Source organism: Bacteroidia bacterium (assembly GCA_039924845.1).
Taxonomy (GTDB): domain Bacteria; phylum Bacteroidota; class Bacteroidia; order DATLTG01; family DATLTG01; genus DATLTG01.
Window position 1 is genome coordinate 1 of sequence record JBDTAC010000054.1, and the last position, 18,423, is coordinate 18,423.

Consider the following 18,423-nt stretch of genomic DNA (forward strand, 5'->3'; position numbering starts at 1 on the left):
CCGAATAAGTACCTGGAGCTAAACCAGTAGCCGTTGCTGTTGTTTGTCCTGTCGGTGTCCACAAATAGGTATAGGCTCCTGTTCCGCCTGCTGCATTCACCGTGATGCTACCATTGCTCATCCCAAAGCAACTTACATTTGTTACTGTTGTGATTGTTGATGACGGACCTCCTGAATTTGGAACAATCGCAGTTGCTGTTTGTGTACAGCCGTTTGCATCAGTTACTGTTACCGTATAGGTTGCATTGATAATGTTTGCATTGTTGGCTGTCGTTATTCCATTCGACCAAGAATAATTATAAGCGCCAATCCCTCCTGTGGCACTTGCACTTGCATCGCCGTCTGCTTGTCCACAATGCGCGGTGGTTGTTGTAGTGGTTAATACAATTGTCGTTGGTTGATTAATTGTAAATGTTTTACTAATGCTACATCCATTGGCATCATTCACCGTTACTGCATAAGTTCCTGCTGCCAATGCTGTGGCAGTTCCTGTACTACTTACGTTTGGTGTCCATATATAAGTGTACGCTCCTGTACCACCTGTTACATTGATAGTTGCAGCCCCATTATTGCCTCCGTTACACAATTCGTTTACATAGTTTGTTGTCGTATCTAATTTAGTAGGCTGAGTGATAACTGTGGTTACTGTTGCTGTACATCCGCTAGCATCTGTTACAGTTACTGTATAGTTTCCTGCTGCTAACCCTGTTGCTGTTGCGGTGGATTGTCCTCCTGTCCATGAGTAGGTATATGGATTTGTTCCGCTGGATGCAGTTACTGTGGCGCTGCCATTATTACCTGCAAAACAGGAAGTATTTGTTGCTGTTCCCATCGTCGCATTTACGCCAGGTGTATTGTTGATAACCACCGTCGTAGGATATTTACATCCATTAGCATCTGTTATCGTTACGCTATAGGTACCAGCCGGCTGCCCTGTTATTGTTGAGGTAGTTTGTCCTCCAGCCCAAGAATACGTATAAGCCGGCGCCCCGCCTGTTACTCCCGTTACTGTCGCTGTTCCATTAGTATTACCGCAAGTTGAATTCGTTGAAGTTAGTGCAGCAGAGGTAATGCCTCCTGAATTTGGAACAAGCGCGGTTGCTGTTTGCGTGCAACCATTGCCATCTGTTACTGTGACTGTGTATGTTCCAGATACTATATTGGCATTGCTGGCTATAGTAACCCCATTCGACCACGAATATGTATAAACTCCTGTTCCTCCTGTAGCACTCACACTTGCACCACCATCCGCTTGCCCACAATGAGCTGTCGTTGTTGTAGTAGTTAAGGTGATTGCTGCTGGTTGAGTAATATTAACAGTAGTAGTGGTCGTACAACCATTTGCATCCTTTACAGTAACAGTATAACTTGTAGTAGCTAATCCAGTAGCGGTTTGCGTTGTTTGCCCAGACGGATTCCAAGAATACGTGTAAAGACCAGTACCGCCAGCTGCAGTCACTTTTGCCGTACCATTGCTGCCTCCACTGCATGAAACAGCAGTATTTGTTGTTGTTGCAGAAAGTACAGTGGGTTGAGTGGGCGTAACAGCAACACTTGCCGTGCACCCATTTGCATCTTTTACTGTAACAGTATAGCTTGCTGCTGATAAACCAGTAGCTGTTTGTGTAGTTTGCCCAGATGAATTCCAAGAATACGTATAAGGACCTGTTCCTCCAGCAGGAGTTGCCGTTGCTGTACCGTTATTACCTCCGTTACAAGATATAGGTGTAAATGTAGCAGTAGCCGTAATACCTCCGCTACTTGCTACAATAACAGTACTTGTAGCCGTGTTACACCCACTGGCATCTTTTACCGTAACAGTATAGCTGCCTGCACTTAATCCAGTTGCAGTAGCTGTTGTTTGCCCTCCAGGAGACCACGAATAAGTATAGGGAGCGGTACCACCCGCAGCAGATACAGTGGCAGTTCCATTTGAATTTCCACAAGATGCAGGAGTGGACGACATTGTTAGCGTCAGAGTAGGAGTAGTACAAACTACACAAGTTGTTTGGTAATATAACCCCACTAAAGCCCAAGCATAGCAATCGCCTGGATCTGCGGTAGAAAAAGGAGAGGTAGTTTGCCCCGAAGTAACCGTTGTTGCAGCGTTATCAAAATTAAAAAAATTATTTCCGTAAGTTGCTGTATTCCCGTTTAGAGTAGAAGTATGAGTTCCTCCATTCACATTATCTTGCATATCTGATGTAACAACGAAGGCTGAAGCTGTGGCAGAGGCAGCACAAGCTGTGAAGCCTCCAAGCGTATAGGCATTGTCCGGTCCACCTGAATTTACTAGACATCCATCAGCAATTACCATTGTTCCTTGATATGGAGCGGCTGTATTTTTATAAATAATTATTAATGCAGCACCGTCAATCTCCGAACTCGCATTTGCAAAGCCAGTTATATTAATGCCATAATTACCATTTCCGCTAATTGCAGCAGTAACATCCGCACGATAAGTAGCAGTACCAGTTTCTCCCCAGCATTTACTGGGTCCTGTACCAATGATTGTGGATGCATAAGTAGCGGTAGCAGGAGCAGGATTGGTAAATTTGATCGTAGAAGCTGGTGCAGCCCCTTCTGTGTACGAAGCAATATACCACAAATAAGCTTTGTCAATTACCGTACAACCAGCAGGAATTCCACTAATTGCAATGGTGGCAGGATTTCCAGAGCCAGCAGGAGTTGCATACCTTTGTGTGATTTTCACACTTCCATAAACATAATTTAATCCGCAAGCAGTATTATCGTAAATGTTTCCAAGAGCATTGTTCCCATCTAAGGGAGTTGGAGGATGTGAAATCATCTTCTGCTGACCATAATTACAATAGGCGCAAGTTCCCAAAAGGGATTTATCATTTGAATTTACTGTTTTAGTGACACTTTTATTTTGAGCATCAGTTGCTTTTGGAAAGATAAAAAGGCAAAACAATAGGAAGAAGAAAATGAAGTAGCGCTGTTTCATCTGTAATGGGTTAAAAATCAAAAGCTAAATAAAGTATAAAAAAACCTATAAACAAGTGTTTGTACGTTTTTTTTCAAAAAAGGTTAGGTGTTTTTATGAACAAAAAAGATACGTTTTAAACAAGATGCAAAAAGGACATCTGAAAAATTATTTTTTTGAAGCATTTTTTTCACTGAAATAAATTTACACTCTCACGCCCATTACCAAAATATCGTCGGTCTGTTCAATCTCTTTGCGGTAATTGGAAATGAATTTATTTAATTCATTTCCTTTGTCTTCCAAATTTTTATTTTGAATGGAAAGTATTAATTCTTTGAAGCGTTTTCTGGTTAATTTTTTTTCGCCTTGTCCACCGAATTGATCCGCAAATCCATCACTGAAAACATAAATGGTATCGCCTTTCTCTAAATTAAATTCGTGATTGGTAAACGGCTTGTGTGTTTCACTATTTCCCACCGATTGTTTATCTGCTTTTGTTTCTTGCAATTCTCCGTTTTTCAAAATCCACAGCGGACTATTAGCTCCCGACCATTGCAATTTTGCACCATTTTCTGTTTGTTCCAAAACACAAAGTGAAATATCCATTCCGTCTTTTATTTCATCTTCACTTTTCGAAAAATTTTCGATAATAAGCTGTGCCGTTTTATCTAAAATAGCAGCGGGTTTTGTCAAACCAAATTCGCGCACTGCTCTGTTTAAAGCATTGTGACAAACTACACTTACCATCGCTCCAGGAACTCCGTGTCCGGTGCAATCGCAGGCTGCGAAAAGAATTTTTTTGTCCACATTTTCCATCCAATAAAAATCGCCTGCAACAATATCTTTTGGTTTGTAAACAATAAAAGAATCGCGCAAATAATTTTTCACAATTCGCTGTGGCGGAAGAATGGCAGTTTGTATTCGCAAAGCATAATTAATGCTACTCGTTATTTCTTTGTTTTTTTCTTCTACAACTATTTTTTGTTTTTCGATTACACTGTTTTTTTCTTCGAGTAAGGTATTTGCTTTTCGTTTGTTCGTATAGGCTCGCAGCGAAATCCCAGCTACAATTAACATCAATACAAAACCAATAATACCGCCATACGTATATGTTTTTTGTTGTTTAATTTGTTGCGTGTGTTTTAATTCTTGCTGCATAATTTGTGCTGTATTTTTGATACTATCAGCTGTTGTTTTAATGTCGAAATCAAATTGCATTTGTGATTGAATTATTTTTTTTGTGTTGGCTTCGTTTATTAAACTATCGCGATAAGCAATAAATAATTTATGATTTTTATATGCCTCTTTCCAATTGGCTGTTGCACTGTCTAAAATAGTTAAACTATTGTAACTGTTCTTAATAAACTCATTGTTCCGTATTTCTGTTGAGATTAAAAATGCTTTCTCTATATATTTTTTTGCTTCGGTGTATTTTTTTGATTGAGTATTCAAATCGCCAATACAAACACAGCAATTTGTCATCCCGAATTTATCTCCAATAGTTGTGGATATTTCCAGTGCCGTTAAGTAATTCTTCAATGCTTCGGGAAAATTATGTTGGAAGAAATAACTATTTCCGATATTCAAATGGCAAGTTGCAACTCCTCTTTTATATCCGATTACTTCGTCTATTTTGAGAGCAGCAAAATAATTTTTTAATGCGTTAGAAATATTTCCTTCGTAATAATAAATAGATCCAATGCTACTATAGCAAGACCCGATTCCATGTTTATCTTGGATGGTTTTTGATATTTCCAAGGCATTAAAATAATTTTCTAATGCTTTCGAATAGTTATTTTGAAGAGAATAAATATTTCCGATGCCGATATAACAATTTTCGATTCTATTTTTATTCCCGATGGTTTTAGCCCTTCCCAGCGCAGCAAAGTAATTTTTTAATGCTTCTGGATAATTGCCTTCTAACCAATAAATATTCCCTATGTTTTCGTAACTCTCTGCAAGTCCCCTTTGATAGTTAATTTTTTCAGCAAGAATCTTTTCCTCGTGAACATAATCCAGCGCAGTATCATATTCCGCCGCTAAATAGAATCGTCTAGCGAGAAGATTTAAAGTATTTACTTTATTCGTATCTGCATTTTCCTTTTTTAAAACTGCTTGAAGTGAATCAACAATTTTATTTTGTGTGAATGTTTGTTGAGTAAGGAATATAAAAAATAGGAAAACGAAAAAATATTTTTTCAGGATTAAATTTTTGTTCAATGTATTTTTCGGTTTGAAAAATTATTTTTTTGAAGTGCTTTTTTTTCTTGAAATAAAATTTACACTTTTATGCCAATCACCATGATATCATCCACTTGTTCATGATTTCCGCGCCACTCTTCAATGGTTTTATTGAGCAAATGTTTTTGTTCTTGAATGGGATGCTGATGAATATTAAAAATCAATTGTCGGAAATTATTCACCATAAATTTTTTTCCGTTTACGCCACCAAATTGATCGGCATAACCGTCTGAAAAAATATAAATACAATCTCCTTTTTCTAATTTTATCGTGTGGTTGGTATAATGTTTTTCCACATCGCTTGCATAATAACCAATCGGAAATTTATCGGCTTTTGTTTGTATCAATTCATTGTTTCGAATAATATACAAGGGATTGTAAGCTCCGGCATATTGCAATTCCATTTTTTTATAATTGATGGCGCACAAAGCCAAGTCCATTCCGTCTTTTGCGCTATCACCTTCTATACCTTGATGCAAAGTTTCACGAACACCTTCGCTTAACTTATCTAAGATTTTTCCAGGCTCAACTTCATCCGTACTATTTACTGCGTGTTTTAAAATATTGTACGCTACAATCGACATAAATGCTCCGGGAACTCCGTGTCCAGTGCAATCTACCGCAGAAAATAAAACCCAATCTCCTTTTTGTTGCATCCAATAAAAATCACCGCTTACAATGTCTTTTGGTTTATAAAGCACAAACGAATTCGGCAACATTTCAGCCATTATTTTATCTGGAGGCAAAATAGATTCTTGTATGCGTTTTGCATAGCGAATACTGTCCGTTACATGTTTGTAAAGGATTTCTAATTTTTGACTTTGTAGTTCAATTTCTTCTTTTTGACGTACTACTTCTTCTGTACGCTCTACTACTTTTGCTTCCAAAACACGTTCGTTTTCTCTCAATTCAACACGCATTTTTAAAAGTGCTTGTCCGAGTGTATCTTCTTCGCTCAAAGGTTTGTAATACGATTCGAAATTTCCCGTTCCTACTTCATTCGCAAATTCCGTCGTGCTTTTTAAACCTTCAATCAACCCATTTAAAGCGGTAGACATTTCTCCGATTTCGTCGTTTCTATCTTTGATACGCTCCTTCGGTAAAACACCAATTCCCATGGAAAGCAACATTTTTTTCAGCTGGGTAACTGGGCGAACAATGGTTCGAATGGTAAAAAATGCAATTAAAATTCCGCCCAATAAAAGTGCTATTCCGAGTCCGCGTACTACAAATTGTAAGAAACTAAATGAATCCAGCATTTGATTGGTAACCATCGTGGCGTTGCTGCGTTGTTCTGTAATTAATTTGGAGAGATTATCTAAAATTAATTTTGTTTGCTGATCCACTTCTCCATTTTCTACTTGCGGACGAATCAAAAATAAAATAGAAGGATCTTCGTAACTCGAAAAAGAATTAAGTTGCTTCATAATATCTTTATCGGTAGAAAACAACTTATCTATCAAACTGAAAATAGATTCAATGTCATTTTTTTCCTCTACATTATTCCATTTTGCTTCGTATTGTTGAATCTGCATTTTCAAATCGGGATACTCTTCATTGACAAGTGTTCGGAGTCTCTTTTTATCTGGCGTATCGTCAGTACTTTGGATAAAAACCCAATTTGTAATCAGCATTTTCGAGCGTACTATCAGTAAATTCAATTCTTCTAATTTACTTACCGATGGCGTATAAATATCTGTTACTTCATCTGTTTTCCTACGACTATCATTGAGTGTAAATTGCGTAAGAATAAAAGCTAAAAGGGTTAAGAAAATAAGCACGCCGAAGCCAGTTCCTATTTTTTTTCCTATCGAAAATTTTATTTTCATCGCGTCAAAAAAATTAATTTGTTTTGTTTAATTTTTCGAGCTTTTCTTTGAATTCATTGGATTTCCTCACATCGTGCAAACTAAAATAAATTCCAGAAAGTCCTTCAATGGTTTCTTTTCTGTCAGGTTTTAACTGATAGGCTTTTTCCATAAACGGCAAAGATTGTTTGAAAAGCGCGACCGATTTATCTTGCATTTGATCCATCGCTACCATGTCCACATTAAAATCCATACTCGACATCATATCTACTGCTTCGTTGAAATATGAAATTCCCATGTTATAATTGGCGCTGTAGTTATTGGAATCAATTGCCAACACCGAAAAATAATTTTTTCGAACGAGATCCAAATAGGAAGTATTTCCTTTTTTATTCGACACATATTTTTGCGAATAAACAGATGCCAAAGCCAAATCAAAATTCACATCTTCTTTGCTCGAATTAAAATTAGGATCAATAAAACGACTCGCTGTTTTATATTGGAGGTAATCCGCTATCGCCGTTTGATAATGAATTGTATCTAAGGAAGTAGCGGCATCGTTAAAAAATTTAGATGCTAAAAAATGAATGTTCGATGAATTATTATCTCTGTTTTCTTTGCTCGTGTCTATGCGTAACGATGTTTCAAACGATTGCAGTGCTATCACGCGCGCAGGCGACTGTTTATTTCCAATTTCTTTTTCTTTATAAATTTCCTTGTATACGAAACCATTTACGTAATTGGCTTGCGCATCTTTCCGATTTGCGGAATCTTTCATGAGTCCGTCAATCACGATTTTTGCGCTGTCTATTTTTCCGGTTTGTAAATAATTCACTACATCCGAAAGCGTTTTTCCTGCTTGCGCAGAAACGCTCATCGCCAAAGCAACAAACAGAAATACCGCGAGTGTATTCTTTCTGTTAAAAGGATATGTGAACATTTTTCTCATTCTACTAATATGGCTAAAGTGGCTAAATTAGAGCTAACCACCAATTTGCTTTTTTGTGCGTTATTTCTATTTAGTTCAAATTTTTGTCGATTGTCTTTTACTACGAAATTAATTGCAGCACCCAATTTTGTAGAACCAGGATCATCTGTAATAATGAGTGTACTCGAAACTTTCAACTTCAATACTGCTTTTTTTATTTCCACGCTTTTATTGGATGGAATGTATAATATATTGCATTTCCCAATTTTATCTACCGATATAATATTGTTGATTTGAAATTTCTGACTTCCGGCAGTTTGACTGGCAGCCATTTTTGCCAATTCACTCAAAATGGTTGGAGAGCCACCTAACACATCGATGACAAAATCACCTTGTCGGTAATTTTCGGGCCATTCGATGTAGCGACTAAAATTATAAATATAGCAAGCTTTAACATGCGCCACAGCCATTTCTGGCTGCACACCTTGAGCGGCAGTAAGTGCAATGAAAAAAAGAAATGCGATTAGTTTTTTCATAAACGATTTATCTGCTCACCAACGAGCCAAATAAAAATTCTTAGCCCAAAAGTAAAAAAATAATTCAGAAAGGAGCTTTTTCAGTTATTCAAAATATTTTTTGTTTAGTGTTCAATTTTAGAAGTCAAAAAAACAGGTTCGAAAAATTAATTTTGCGAGGTGTTCTTTTTAGGATACTTTTGATTCTCTTTTAAAACCGCATCGCCCAAAATAAAAAGAACGATTCTTTAAAAAATTCTCACTTGAAACTGTATTCAAAATTCGCCTTATTCAATGCTGCTTCCAAAGTATTAATTATTGCCGCCTTTATTTTATTTGTACCCACACTTATCCACGAGGCAACATTAATTCATACTGATTATAGACTGAAAAACATGAAGGATCAGGTGTTGAAAATTATTCACAAAGTTGGCTTGAAACATTTTATTGAGGAAGAACCTGACAGTAGTTTTGCCAGTTATAATATTTTGAAAGAAGAATACATTTCCATTGTTCCGACCACTAAATTTTTACCGAATATTAAAATTGAAAATTCGCTGCGAAGCATTGACAATGAAGTAGTGGATTACCGCGTGCTGGATTATACGTTTGCAGATAATAATCAAGTCTTTTTGTTAGAAATTGGTCGTAGTTTATCTACCGTGGAAGATTTTGAATCGACCTTGAAAAAAATTGCATTTTATGTTCTTATTTTGGTATTGTCCGTTACCATTGTTGTGGACATCGGATTTAGTAAATATTTACTTCGTCCTTTTAATCGAATTATTCAAGATAAATTAATTACAGCCAAACATCCGGATACATTCAATTATGCATCTATTCCTACAAGTACAACTGATTTCAGGTATTTGGATGATACCATTACGAATATGATGAAAAAAATAAACGATGCCTTTTTAATTGAAAAAGAATTTATCGCGAATGTTTCTCATGAATTATTAACGCCTATTTCCATTTTGCAAAGTCGGCTCGAAAATATGTTGGCAGATCATGAATTATCTGAAGAAAGTGCTTTGAAGATTATTGAATCGCAAAAAACATTGAATCGTTTAAATAAAATAATAAAAACACTTTTATTGATTTCAAAAATTGAAAATGATCAATATTTAAAAAATCATACTGTAACTGTAAAATCATTGGTGGCAGATGTTATAATGGAAATTGAAGAACGTCTTACTGAAAAAAAGATTGAGCTAAGCGTTGCCATCGAAAATGACTTTACAATTGAGAATTGCAATAAGCCCTTACTTTTTATTTTATTGTTTAATATTATCAACAATGCGATCAAATACAATAAAAAGAGGGGATGGATAAAAATTTCGGAAAAAGAAAACAATGAATTTTACACGATTGAAGTGCAAGACAATGGCGTTGGAATAGAACCTGAAAATATTCCATTTATTTTCGATCGGTTTAAAAAATTCAATAAAACAGAAACCGAAAGTTATGGATTAGGACTTCCGATTGTAAAAACGATTGCAAATTTTCATACTATTGCAGTGGAAGTTTCATCTAAAATAGGCGAAGGAAGTATTTTTAAGATTGTTTTCAAGAAAAAATAACTTCTTCATCAAATCTTCATTTTTCTTTTTATACATTTGCACCCGAAATTAATTTATTAATCACAAACCAAAAAACAAAAAACAACATGAAAAAAGTAAGTTTATTATTCGCATCATTAATGTTAGTATCTGCAGTAACTTTCGCTCAAGAAGCTAAAACTGAGAAAAAAGCTGATAAAAAAGCTAAAACTGAGAAAACAACTGAGAAAAAAGCTGATAAAAAAGCTAAAACTGAGAAAAAAGCTAAAACTGAGAAAAAAGCAGCAGCAAAAACAGCTGACAAAAAATAATTCAGTTTTTTTAGATATAAAAAAGCCGCTCATTGGGCGGCTTTTTTATTGGCTAACCTTCATGTTTTCTTCATTTACTACCATTACTTTCGCTTTGATTATATTTAATTACACGTAGAATTACTATGAAAAAAATAATTTTCGGAACCTGTTTTTTACTCTCCGTATTCTTCCTTAGTGCAAAAACATTACAGACCAATGCAACTAAAACGCCTGTAAAAGCAGCGGTTACTCCTTCTACTAAAAAAGCACCTGCGAAAAAATCAACACAAAAAATAAAGAAAGTTCCTTCTAATAAGCACAACAAACGTAAAAAGATCCCTAAAAAAGTGTAGAAAAATATTTTTTCGAAATCTTATTCTAAGAACCGCATTTATTGCGGTTTTTTTATGCAGAAAAATTTATTCCTCGAGGTAATCCAAATCTTTGTGATAAGTTTCTTTCATGTTTCGGAGCGCAATAAATGCAATTGTAAAAACAATTACGCCAATAATAATGGAAGATTTAACGGCGCCTTGATCTGAAAAAAAGGTTTTGAAATAACGAAAACCCATTGTCATTGGAACCACTGCACCACGCACAAAATTAGGAGATGTTGTAGTTACCGTAGCTCTGATATTTGTCCCAAATTGTTCGGCGGCAGATGTAATAAAAGTTGTCCAATAACCCGTAGCAACGCCCAAACCAACCGCAACGGTGTAAAAAGCGAACAATGATGTTTTTGCCCAAACGTAATATAAAATCACAAAAAGCAACGTCAAAATCATAAAAAGAGTAATTGCTTTAATGCGGCTTTTCCAATACTGACTGATCAATCCGCAGAATGTTCCACCAAAAACAATTCCTGCATAACAATATAAAATTCCTTTTCCGGGATCTGGAATTTGAGACATATTTAATTCTTTCCCGATTTCGGAACAAAACGTAATTAAAATTCCCACGACGTACCAAACCGGAACTGCCACCAACACAACACTTAAATACTTTATCATTTTTTTTCGAGAAGAAAACAAATCGAAAAAATTTCCTTTCGTGATGTGTTTTTCCTTCATGTTTGAAAATAATCCTGATTCATACGCACCAACACGTAAAATCAACAACAGAAAACCCATTCCGCCTCCTACGAAATAAGAAATATGCCAATTATTAAAATAATTTGCGATAAAATATCCGGCAATAGCACCCATAATTCCTACCGAAGAAACAATGGTTGTGCCGTATCCGCGATTTTCTTTCGTCATTGTTTCCGTAACCAATGTAATTCCCGCGCCTAATTCTCCCGCAAGTCCAAGCCCAGCCAGAAAACGCATTGCTGCATACATCGGAATTGTTGTAACAAAACCATTCGCAATATTGGCAAATGAATACAATATAATGGAACCAAAAAGTACTGAAAGCCGTCCTTTTTTATCTCCCAAAATTCCCCAAAGAATGCCACCAATAAGCATTCCGCCCATTTGCCAACTAATCAAACTCGCGCCCACATTTAATAAATCAGCATTCGAAACACCTAAAGCTTTTAAACTCGGAATGCGAATAATACTGAACAACAACAAATCGTAGATATCCACGAAATAGCCCAATGCAGCCACAATCACAATTAAATTGAATGGATTTTTAAGCGATTTTTCAGTCATTAAAAAAATATTTTTTCGAACGAGTATTTTAAGTCCTTATAAAGTAGGTAACACTTTTGCTTTCACTTCGCCAAAACCAATTCGCACATTTTCTTTTTCGGCAAAACCTCGCATAATAACGGAATCTCCATCATTTATAAATTTACGTTCCGATCCATCAATCATTTTAATCGGCTTTGTTCCGCGCCAAGTGAGTTCGAGCATGGAGCCGTACGAACTTGGAATGGGTCCGCTGATAGTTCCTGAAGCCATCATATCACCCACATTTACATTGCAACCATTTACTGTGTGATGCGCCAATTGTTGCTCCATATTCCAATACATATATTTAAAATTAGAATGCGAAATACTCGTCGGCTCTTGATTTTCAGGCTGAATCAATACTTCTAATTGAATGTCGATATTTTTATTTCCTTTAAATTGAAGATATGGCAATACTTCCGGATCTTGCGAAGGACAAGCAACTCGGAAAGGTTCGAGCGCATCTAACGTTACTATCCAAGGCGAAATAGTGGACGCAAAATTTTTCGCTAAAAAGGGCCCGAGCGGAACATATTCCCACGTTTGCATATCGCGCGCCGACCAATCATTAAACAAAACCATTCCGAAAATAAAATCGTCTGCATTTTCGGTAGAAATGGATTCACCCATTTTTGTATTTTTCCCAATAATAAAAGCCATTTCGAGCTCAAAATCTAATAATTTAGTCGCACCGAAAACAGGGTTTTCTGCATCTGCTGGTTTTGTTTGTCCTTTCGGACGATGAAAATTTGTTCCCGAAACCGTGATGGAAGAGGCTCTTCCGTGATACGCCACCGGCAAATGTTTCCAATTCGGAAGCAAGGCATTTTTTGGATCACGAAACATCGAGCCCACATTGGTAGCGTGTTCTATACTCGAATAAAAATCAGTATAATCGCCTATTTTTACAGGCATTAAAAGCTGTACGTTTTTTTGCTCGTGAAAATTTTTTTTTCGAGCTTCTGGATTATCACGTAATTCAGCGTTTTCCAACGTAAGCAATTCAGAAATGCGATTACGTAATTCGCGTGTTTTTTGTTTGCCAAGTGCGATAAAATCATTCAAAAAATCAGTTTCAAAAACAGTGTTTGAAAAATTATTTTTCAAGAAGCCCATTTGCTGAAGCATTGCAATGTCCATCACAAAATTTCCAATGGCAACGCCAACTCTTGGCGAAAGTGATGCTGTTTTAAAAATACCAAATGGTAAATTTTGTATCGGAAAATCGCTGTTTTTTTTAACTTCTATCCACGATTTTAATAGTGGATTATTTGCTTTTATCATGGTCGTTTCTTTTTCGCAAAAATACGATTTGAAATGGATTGCAAAAGGTTGTTCGGAATTTTATTTTTACTTTTGTTTTCATTTTTCTTTTCAAAAAAATATTTTTTCATGCCTCGAGTTTTAAGGATTATCAACCGTTTCAATTTGGGTGGCCCCACCTACAACGTTGCCTATCTGAGTAAATATTTAGCGCCCGAATTTGAAACCTTATTAGTAGGTGGAGAAAAAGACGAAACCGAAGACAGCTCCGAATTTATTTTGGATCAATTGGGTTTAAAACCCATTATTATTCCAGAAATGAAACGCGAAATCAACTGGAAAAACGATCGAGCAGCCTATCAAAAAATAAAAAAAATAATTGAAGAATTTAAACCAGATATCGTACACACACATGCGTCAAAAGCTGGCGCTTTGGGCAGATTAGCTGCATACAATTGTAATGTTCCTGTAATTGTACATACTTTTCACGGACATGTTTTTCATTCGTATTTCGGTAAATTGAAAACTTTTTTTTACAAAAGTGTGGAACGATATCTCGCAAAAAAAAGCACGTGTATCATCGCGATTAGCGAAAAACAACAATACGAATTGGCGACTATTCATAAAATCTGCGAAGTAAACAAAATAAAAATTATTCCGCTGGGATTTGATTTGCAACGATTTCAGGAGAATAAAGAAAAAAAACGAGTTGAATTCCGATCGAAATACAATATTGATGAAGATGAAATTGTGATTTCCATTGTGGGACGTTTGGTTCCGATTAAAAATCATCGTTTATTTTTAGATGCTTTGAAAATAGTTTCTGAAAAAACAGAAAAAAAAATTCGAGCATTTATTATTGGTGATGGTGAAGAGCACGCGAATATTGAGGCGTATGCACGACTTCAAAAAATTAATTTTTCGGACGCTACAAAATCAACTGAAAAAAAGTTGCTCACGTTCACTTCCTGGATAAAAAATATTGATGTTGCGATGGCAGGCAGCGATATTATTGCGCTTACGTCCTTTAACGAAGGCACTCCCGTAAGTTTAATTGAAGCACAAGCTGCAGGAAAACCAATAGTTTCCTGTAAAGTAGGCGGGATTGAAAATATTGTGATGGAGCAAAAAACAGCTTTGTTATCCGAAAACAATAATGTAGTTGAATTAGTTAAAAACATGCTTATTTTAATTGAAAATGAAGCGCTTCGGAAAAAATTTTCGGAGGAAGGATGGAATTTTGTTAACCAGAAATTTAGCTATCAGCGCTTAGCCAATGATACTAAATTAGTATACGAAAATTTGCTACAATCGCAAAAACAAGCGAAAAGAGCCATTTGAAACTGCTTGTCATCCCGATATATTTTATAATTTTGTTTTTTTATAGATAAATATACATTTAAGCCTTATGCGTAAAATTTTATTCTACTTATTTGTAGTGATTTCCATGACGGGATGTTCTATGCTAAATCCGAGTATCATGTTGAAGACACCAAAGGATTATCAATATGCCAAGTTAACAGATTCTTTGAGTCCGAAGGAATACAAAATTTCTCCCAATGACATTGTTGATTTCAGAATGTACACCAACGACGGTTTTAAACTCGTTGATTTAGCATCACTAAATACCACGGGAACTTCTGCTACTGCTTATCAAGCAACAACAAATTATATAGTGGAATACGATGGATTCGTGAAATTGCCGATTATAGGTCGTGTAAAAATATCAGGACTCACCATAAGAGAAGCGGAATTAATGTTAGAACAAAAATACACTCCTTTTTATGTCAAACCATTTGTATTGGTAAAAGTAACAAACGAGCGTGTTATTGTTTTTCCAGGAGATCCGGGATTGGCAAAAGTAATTCCGCTAGAAAACAGTAATACAACACTTTTGGAAGCACTTGCGCTTGCTGGTGGAATTTCTGAAAACGGCAAAGCTTGGAAAGTAAAATTGATTCGCGGAAATGCCGATGACTATAAAGTATATTTAATTGACTTGTCTAAAATTGATGGATTAAAGCAAGGAGAAATGATATTACAAGCCAATGATTTAATTTATGTGGAACCAAGACGTAACACAACATTGAAATTACTGACTGAACTCACACCTTACTTGACTTTGATATCAACACTGTTTGTTACCTACGCTCTAATAAAGAGCCTTAAGTAATGATTCTATAAAGCCAAAATGTATCAAGACGATATTAATTCGACAAAAGAAAATTTTGATCTTTACAGAGAGCGTTTAACCAATTTCGGCAGTGAATTTGAAATTGGTTTGTTTCTTTTTATCGCACGTAAGTGCGTGCCTTGGATTCTTGCTTTTTTTATTCTTGGAATTGGTTCTTCTTATATCTATGTGCGCTACTCCCCTTGGGTGTACGAATCAAGTACTATTTTGCAAATAAGAGCAGACAATACAGCTAACAAAGTATTGGATATGCAAAATTTATCTGATAAAACAAACGATGATTTACCAGAAGCCATCGAATTGATGCGTTCAAAAGTATTTTTAAAGGAAGTGCTCTTTCAATTGCCTTTGCAGACAAGTTATTTTACAGAAGGTACTTTTAAGAATAATGAATTATATACGAGTTCTCCGTTTGAGGTAAAAGCGGATATCAAATCATCGGAAATAATTGGACGAAAAATAAATATTCATTTTTACAATTCTGAAAAAGGGACGCTTCAATTCCAATTAAATAAGCAAGTTTACAACTATTCTTTCCAAGTGAATCAATTGCTCCACTTGCCAGATGTTGATCTTAAAATTACTCTCAACAATTATAAAAATATCACCCAAGAACAAAACGGGCTGAAACAAGATGCTTTCTATTTTATTCTAAATGATTCCGATAACCTCGTCAATCAATATTACAATCGTTTAACAGTTAAGATATTGAACGACGATGCGAAATCTGTTTTGATTTCATTTAGAGATAACAATCCTACAAAAGCGGCAGATATTGTGAGAACAGTAGCTGCCGAGTTCATGCAATTTGATGTGGAGAAAAAGAGCCAAAGTGCGAAAAGCGTATTGACTTTTATAGATGAACAATTGGATAATGTATATGAAAAACTAAAAAATTCGGAAGATTCCATCGAAAGTTTTAAAAAAGAAAACAACATTGATCCCAACCCGGAACTTGCTACTGCAAACGTTGCGCGTCTTAATAGTTTAGAAGATCGAATTACGACTGTAGAATTGGAAGAAAATTTATTGAAACAAATAGAAGTAAATATTAAGGCTCAAAAAAATATAGATGCCTCTGATTTATTAACGATGCTTGCTGGCTCGGATTATGCCATTTCTATTACCGATCAGATGAAAGAATTACACGATTTATTGGTGCAAAAAGAAAAAATGCTGTACAATGTTACTCCCGATAACGAAGAAATAAAATCCGTTAATTACGAAATTGAGGCGCAACAAAAAATATTATTGGCTGCCATCTCTTCCATATACAAACAAGAGGAAGACAAAAAGCAAAACCTGATTGGTAAAGCTGCTGAGTTTGAAAATAAAAATTTTCAAGTGCCAGCAAACGATGTCGAATACAGCCGTTTAGAAAGACTTTATGCCATCAACGAAAAATATTACACCTTGCTGCTGGAGCGAAAAACAGAATATTCCATCTCCAAAGCAGGCTATGTTTCGCAGAATGTTATACTCGAGAAACCAGAAATTAGCCGAAAACCTATTTCTCCTGATAAAAATATAGCGATCACCGTAGGCTTGCTGTTGGCGCTATTGAGTAGTTTGTTACTTATTTTATTACGCTATGTTTTTTACAACGAAATTAATTCTTTGCATGAAATTACCAAGCATACCAGTGCTTCTGTAAGTATTTTGGGAATTGTACCTAAATATCAAAATGAAATTCCCGTATCACAATTACTCATTGATAAAAGCCCGAAATCCATTGTAGCAGAGGCATTCCGATCCATACGAACCAATTTGCAATTTATTTCCAACGACCCTGCTTCAAAAATTATTGCCGTTACCTCTACCATTTCTGGAGAAGGAAAAACATTTGTTGCTATTAATTTAGCAGGGATTATCGCCTTCTCAGGGAAAAAAGTAATTATTCTGGATTTAGATATGCGCAAACCAAAAATACATTTGGGCTTTAACGCAGAAAATACAAAAGGAATGAGCACCGCTTTAATTGGTAAAGATAGTTTGGAAGATTGTATCCAAAAAAGCAATCTTCAAAACCTTGATTTTATTACAGCAGGACCCATTCCGCCAAATCCTTCAGAGTTAATTATCAGCCCTAAAATGGATGTAATTCTTGCGGAATTAAAAACAAAATACGATATGATTATTATCGACAATCCTCCTGTAGGACTTGTTACAGACGGAATTGCGATGATTCAAAAAGCAGATTATCCGATTTATATTTTGCGTGCAGAGTATTCTAAACGCAGTTTTATTCAAAATGTCGATCGGCTTTTTAATGAAAATAATATTAAAAAGATTTCGATTATACTAAATGGTGTGGACGTTAAACGAAAATCATACGGCTACAATTATGGCTACGGATATGGTTATGGATATGGTTCTGGATACGGTTATTACGATGAAGAACACAAAAAGAAGAAATCATTCTTTTCAAAAAAATAATTTTTCGAGATGGAATTTAAGAGCACCCCTATTGCGGATTTATGGATTATCCAACCCAAAGTATTTGAAGACGAGAGAGGTTATTTCTTTGAATCGTACAACAAATCTATTTTTTTGAAACACGGTGTGGATACCGAATTTTTGCAAGACAATCAATCGCTTTCTCAAAAAAATGTTTTGCGCGGATTGCATTTTCAAAATCCACCTTATGCACAGGGTAAATTGGTACGCGTTATTAAAGGTGCCGTTTGGGATATTGCGGTAGATATTCGTAAAAACTCGAAAACATACGGACATTCTTTCGGCATCGAATTGAGTGAAAAAAACAAAACAATGTTTTGGATTCCTACTGGATTTGCACACGGATTTTTGACCTTAGAAGACGATACTATTTTTTCCTATAAATGTACCAACGTTTACAATAAAAATGCCGAAGACAGCATTCTTTGGGACGATTCTGATTTGAAAATTGATTGGAAAATTACCGAGCCTCTTTTGTCTGAAAAAGATAAAAACGCACAGCCTCTTAAAAATTTTGTAAGCCTATTTTAAACAAACAT

General features: G+C 35.6%; 14 protein-coding genes. 7 read left to right on the forward strand and 7 right to left on the reverse strand.

Going from position 1 to position 18,423, the window contains the following annotated elements:
- The 5 genes from ABIZ51_05585 to ABIZ51_05605 all read right to left on the reverse strand — a co-directional run.
- Positions 1–2,809, reverse strand: a 2,809-nt coding sequence (locus ABIZ51_05585) for a SprB repeat-containing protein (protein ID MEO7088246.1), incomplete at its 3' end; no start/stop codon positions are given.
- Positions 2,810–3,151: 342 nt separating this feature from the next.
- Positions 3,152–5,167 (reverse strand): tetratricopeptide repeat protein, encoded by a 2,016-nt coding sequence (locus ABIZ51_05590; protein MEO7088247.1) that lies wholly within the window; start codon positions 5,165–5,167, stop codon positions 3,152–3,154.
- A 59-nt stretch (positions 5,168–5,226) separates the two neighbouring features.
- Complete coding sequence (locus tag ABIZ51_05595; GenBank protein MEO7088248.1) at positions 5,227–7,017, reverse strand: SpoIIE family protein phosphatase; 1,791 nt, start codon at positions 7,015–7,017, stop codon at positions 5,227–5,229.
- Positions 7,018–7,030: 13 nt separating this feature from the next.
- On the reverse strand, positions 7,031–7,945 hold the full coding sequence (locus ABIZ51_05600; protein ID MEO7088249.1) for a hypothetical protein: 915 nt from the start codon (positions 7,943–7,945) through the stop codon (positions 7,031–7,033).
- A complete protein-coding gene (locus ABIZ51_05605) occupies positions 7,942–8,460 on the reverse strand; it encodes a YfiR family protein (protein ID MEO7088250.1) in 519 nt (172 codons plus the stop codon). Before ABIZ51_05605 ends, ABIZ51_05600 begins: the two co-directional genes overlap by 4 nt.
- Before the next feature lie 242 nt (positions 8,461–8,702).
- On the opposite strand from ABIZ51_05605, the gene ABIZ51_05610 reads away from it, so the two are divergent.
- The 3 genes from ABIZ51_05610 to ABIZ51_05620 all read left to right on the forward strand — a co-directional run bounded on the left by ABIZ51_05610 (position 8,703) and on the right by ABIZ51_05620 (position 10,647).
- Positions 8,703–10,022: a HAMP domain-containing sensor histidine kinase gene (locus tag ABIZ51_05610; GenBank protein MEO7088251.1), complete on the forward strand. Its 1,320-nt coding sequence runs from the start codon at positions 8,703–8,705 to the stop codon at positions 10,020–10,022.
- Between the two features lie 86 nt (positions 10,023–10,108).
- Complete coding sequence (locus tag ABIZ51_05615) at positions 10,109–10,312, forward strand: hypothetical protein (GenBank protein ID MEO7088252.1); 204 nt, start codon at positions 10,109–10,111, stop codon at positions 10,310–10,312.
- Between the two features lie 125 nt (positions 10,313–10,437).
- Complete coding sequence (locus ABIZ51_05620; protein ID MEO7088253.1) at positions 10,438–10,647, forward strand: hypothetical protein; 210 nt, start codon at positions 10,438–10,440, stop codon at positions 10,645–10,647.
- 66 nt (positions 10,648–10,713) lie between these two features.
- Here ABIZ51_05620 and ABIZ51_05625 read toward each other — a convergent pair whose 3' ends face one another.
- Complete coding sequence (locus tag ABIZ51_05625) at positions 10,714–11,949, reverse strand: MFS transporter (GenBank protein MEO7088254.1); 1,236 nt, start codon at positions 11,947–11,949, stop codon at positions 10,714–10,716.
- Positions 11,950–11,985: 36 nt separating this feature from the next.
- Positions 11,986–13,254, reverse strand: coding sequence for a fumarylacetoacetase (gene fahA / locus ABIZ51_05630; protein MEO7088255.1), 1,269 nt, complete (start codon positions 13,252–13,254; stop codon positions 11,986–11,988).
- 108 nt (positions 13,255–13,362) lie between these two features.
- On the opposite strand from fahA, the gene ABIZ51_05635 reads away from it, so the two are divergent.
- From ABIZ51_05635 to rfbC, 4 genes are all read left to right on the forward strand, one after another.
- On the forward strand, positions 13,363–14,574 hold the full coding sequence (locus ABIZ51_05635; GenBank protein MEO7088256.1) for a glycosyltransferase: 1,212 nt from the start codon (positions 13,363–13,365) through the stop codon (positions 14,572–14,574).
- A 67-nt stretch (positions 14,575–14,641) separates the two neighbouring features.
- Positions 14,642–15,406 (forward strand): polysaccharide biosynthesis/export family protein, encoded by a 765-nt coding sequence (locus ABIZ51_05640; protein MEO7088257.1) that lies wholly within the window; start codon positions 14,642–14,644, stop codon positions 15,404–15,406.
- Between the two features lie 18 nt (positions 15,407–15,424).
- Positions 15,425–17,863: a polysaccharide biosynthesis tyrosine autokinase gene (locus ABIZ51_05645; GenBank protein MEO7088258.1), complete on the forward strand. Its 2,439-nt coding sequence runs from the start codon at positions 15,425–15,427 to the stop codon at positions 17,861–17,863.
- 9 nt (positions 17,864–17,872) lie between these two features.
- Entirely contained in the window at positions 17,873–18,415 is a 543-nt protein-coding gene (gene rfbC / locus ABIZ51_05650; GenBank protein ID MEO7088259.1) for a dTDP-4-dehydrorhamnose 3,5-epimerase, read from the forward strand.
- The last annotated feature ends 8 nt before the right edge of the window (positions 18,416–18,423 follow it).